Raw genomic sequence first — 3373 nt, forward strand, 5'->3', positions numbered from 1 at the left:
ACCGCCAACCTCGCGCCGCCTGTACGGGCGCGCGGGCGGGTAGATTTAGGGAAAGGGTGTTCCCCGATTCTGCCTCAATCCGCAGCAGGGCTCGGCCATGCTGCGCGCGGCGAGCTGGGCCGATGGCCTGGCGGTGGTGGAGGCCGGGCGCACCCTGCAGGCCGGCGAGCCGCTGCCCTTCCTGTCTTTCAGCGAACTCGGCGCCTGACGCCGTTCCCGGCTGCCGGCGGGGGCCGGCGGCCTCCGTATTGCCCGGGGGAAGCATGCAACTGGTCTGTCCGGCGGGTAGTCTTCCCGCCCTTAAATCCGCCCTGCGCGAGGGCGCCGATGCGATCTACGTCGGCTTTCGCGATGACACCAACGCCCGCCACTTCGCCGGCCTCAACCTCGATGAGCGCCAGCTGCGCCAGGGCGTGGAGCTGGTCCACAGCGCCGGCAAGCAGATGTACGTGGCGGTCAATACCTATCCCGGCGCGGCAGGCTGGGCACGCTGGCAACGCGCCGTGGACCACGCCGCCGATCTCGGAGTGGATGCGCTGATCGCCGCCGACTGCGCGGTGCTCGGCTACGCTGCCAGACGCCACCCCAACCTCGCGCTGCACCTCTCGGTGCAGGGCTCGGCCACCAACGTGGCGGCGCTGGCGTTCTACCACGAGCGCTATGGCATCCGCCGTGCGGTGCTGCCGCGCGTGCTGTCGCTGGCGCAGGTGCGCCAGGTGGCGGCGAACAGCCCGGTACCCATCGAAGTCTTCGCCTTCGGCAGCCTGTGCATCATGGCCGAGGGGCGCTGCCACCTGTCGTCCTATGTCACCGGCGAGTCGCCCAACCTCTGCGGCGTCTGCTCGCCGGCCAAGGCGGTGCGCTGGAGCGAGGAGCCCGAAGGCCTGACCTCGCGGCTCAATGACGTGCTGATCGACCGTTACGCTCCGGATGAGCCGGCGGGTTACCCGACCCTGTGCAAGGGCCGCTTCGTGGTCAACGGCGAACGCTTCCACGCCCTGGAAGAGCCCACCAGCCTGAACACCCTCGACCTGATTCCGCAGTTGGCGGAAATCGGCGTGGCGGCGGTGAAGATCGAGGGCCGGCAGCGCAGCCCGGCCTATGTCGAGCAGGTCACCCGCGTCTGGCGCCAGGCGCTGGATGCCTGGCAGCGCGCGCCCGAAAACTACCGCGCGCTGACGCAGTGGCAGGACGCCCTGGACAAGCTTTCCGAAGGCCACCAGACGACCCTGGGCGCCTACCATCGCTCCTGGCAGTGAGGACCTCCTGATGAAACTCAGCCTGGGACCGGTGCTGTTCTACTGGGACCGCCGGACACTCCTGGATTTTTATGCGCAGATGGCGCAGCAGCCGCTGGACGCGATCTATATCGGCGAAACCGTCTGCTCAAAACGCCGCGCCCTGTCGCTGGACAACTGGCTGGGCCTGGGGCGCGAGCTGCAGCAGCAGAGCGGGGCGCAGATCCTCATCTCGGGGCTGGCGCTGATCGAGGCGGCCTCCGAGCTGTCTTCGCTGCGTCGCCTCTGCGCCAACGGCGAGCTGCAGGTCGAAGCCAGCGACATGGGCGCGGTGCAGATACTTTCCGGTCTTGGCGTCGAATTCGTCGGCGGCCCGGCGCTCAATGTCTACAACGGCCACACGCTGGCGGAGCTGCATTCCGCCGGACTGCGCCGCTGGGTGCCGCCGGTGGAGTGCTCCGGCGAGCAGATCCACGCGGTGATCGAGCAGGCCCGCGAGCTGGGTATCGATGAGGTGGAGACCGAGGTGTTCGCCTACGGCCACCTGCCGCTGGCCTACTCGGCGCGCTGCTTCACCGCACGGGCGGAGAACCGGCCCAAGGATGACTGCCAGTTCTGCTGCCTGAACTACCCGGAGGGCCTGTCGATGCTCAGCCAGGAGGGCCTGCCGCTGTTCACCCTCAACGGCATCCAGACGATGTCCGGCGAGGCCAGCAACCTGCTGGCAGACTTTGCCTCGCTGCGTGATTGCGGCGCCGATCTGCTGCGCCTGAGCCCGCGTGCGGAGGGCATGGTGGACGTCGTGCAGGCCTTCGACCGTGTGCGCAAGGGCGCCACGCCGCCGCTGGCGGTGGAGGGTTGCAACGGATACTGGCATGGCCGCCCGGGCATGCTGCGCAGCGATGAGGTGAATCTGTGCTGACTCTGGAAACTGGCGCCCTGCGCGCCGCCGACCGCCTCTTGCCGCTGGCTGCGCGCGTTCCCTCTGGATTGCAGCGCGCAGTGTTGCAGCGCGCCGCCAACCGCCTGTTCGCCGAGCCGCTGGCGGACGGTGCCTTCGATATCCTCGATGGCCATTGGCTGCGTCTGGAAGTGAGTGATCTCGATCTGGCCTGGAGCTTCACCCATGACCGCAATGGTCTTCGCTTCGCCGATGCCTGCACACCCAGCGTGACCATCCGTGGCAGCTGGCGCGATTTCCTGCTGCTGGCGGGCCGGGAGGAAGACCCGGACACGCTGTTCTTCCGCCGTCGCCTGCTGATCGAGGGCGACACCGAACTGGGCCTGGCGGTGAAGAACCTGATCGACAGCCTCGACCCGGACAGCCTGCCGGCCTGGCTGTGGAGCGCCATGCGCCGCGCCAGCCGGGTGGTGCAGGAGAACGCCTGATGCGCTCCGCGTAGGATGGCGTGGAGCGCAGCGATACCCATCAATCGCTGCGTGCCAGGGCAGCATGGGTATCGCAGGCTCCACCCATCCTACGTCCGCATTTGTCCTGCAAGCCTGTGCCTGGGCTGAGCGGCTGAGCTTCAGGCAGGGGAACGGACGAGAAACTGCAGTTCCTCGTAGAGCATCTCGAAGTCCTGCACCGCTGCGTCCTGGCCGTAACGCTTCTTCAGGCCGTATTCGGTCAGGGTGATCTCGTGCCGCGCCTTCACCCCATGGCGCGCCAGGCAATTCTGCACGCAGTGCAGATGGCACCCGTCCACGGCGATGATCCGGCGGCCGGAGCAGGCCTTCTTCACCAGCGCCGGCACGTCGCCGCCGACACCCACGATGCAGGACATCTCCGCCAGGCCGTCACGGTCCAGGCGCAGGGCGAGGTCGTTGGCCAGTTGCGCGAGGTTGGAGCAGCCGGAGCAGGAATAGACGAGGGGCAGGTGCGGCGAGGGCGGCATGGGGACCTCCTGGGTGAGTCCCGCAGTGTCCCGCCGCCGTGGGCCGGCGCGACATGATCTGAATCAAGTTGGCAGGTGGGCTACTACCTGTTGGGTAGAGTGGCCGGGCGTGTGGAATCAGCTCTTCGTAGGAGCGGGGGTTGGAGCGCAACGGGGGGGCCCCACGGGTTTTTTTAGAGCACACGCGCGACCAAAAGGGGGAGGTGGGTGGGGGGGGGGGGCCCGGCGGGGGGTGTA

4 protein-coding genes and 1 pseudogene are annotated in these 3373 nt (G+C 68.1%); 4 read left to right on the plus strand and 1 reads right to left on the minus strand.

Features of this window, described 5'->3' with window-relative positions:
- Positions 1-73: 73 nt before the first annotated feature.
- The 4 genes and pseudogenes from ACCC94_RS28820 to ubiT all read left to right on the plus strand — a co-directional run.
- Positions 74-208 (plus strand): annotated as a pseudogene (locus ACCC94_RS28820) (molybdopterin molybdenumtransferase MoeA); the annotation flags it as partial.
- A 55-nt stretch (positions 209-263) separates the two neighbouring features.
- Entirely contained in the window at positions 264-1259 is a 996-nt protein-coding gene (gene ubiU, locus ACCC94_RS28825) for a ubiquinone anaerobic biosynthesis protein UbiU (protein ID WP_413353003.1), read from the plus strand.
- Positions 1260-1269: 10 nt separating this feature from the next.
- Positions 1270-2160 (plus strand): U32 family peptidase, encoded by an 891-nt coding sequence (locus tag ACCC94_RS28830; protein WP_413353004.1) that lies wholly within the window; start codon positions 1270-1272, stop codon positions 2158-2160.
- A complete protein-coding gene (gene ubiT, locus ACCC94_RS28835; RefSeq protein ID WP_413353005.1) occupies positions 2154-2627 on the plus strand; it encodes a ubiquinone anaerobic biosynthesis accessory factor UbiT in 474 nt (157 codons plus the stop codon). The genes ACCC94_RS28830 and ubiT overlap by 7 nt, the downstream gene beginning before the upstream one ends.
- 140 nt (positions 2628-2767) lie before the next feature.
- On the opposite strand, the gene ACCC94_RS28840 is transcribed toward ubiT, so the two are convergent.
- On the minus strand, positions 2768-3136 hold the full coding sequence (locus tag ACCC94_RS28840; protein WP_413353006.1) for a putative zinc-binding protein: 369 nt from the start codon (positions 3134-3136) through the stop codon (positions 2768-2770).
- Between the last annotated feature and the right edge of the window lie 237 nt (positions 3137-3373).

Source organism: Pseudomonas sp. Pseusp97 (genome assembly GCF_047304025.1).
Classification (GTDB): Bacteria; Pseudomonadota; Gammaproteobacteria; order Pseudomonadales; family Pseudomonadaceae; genus Pseudomonas.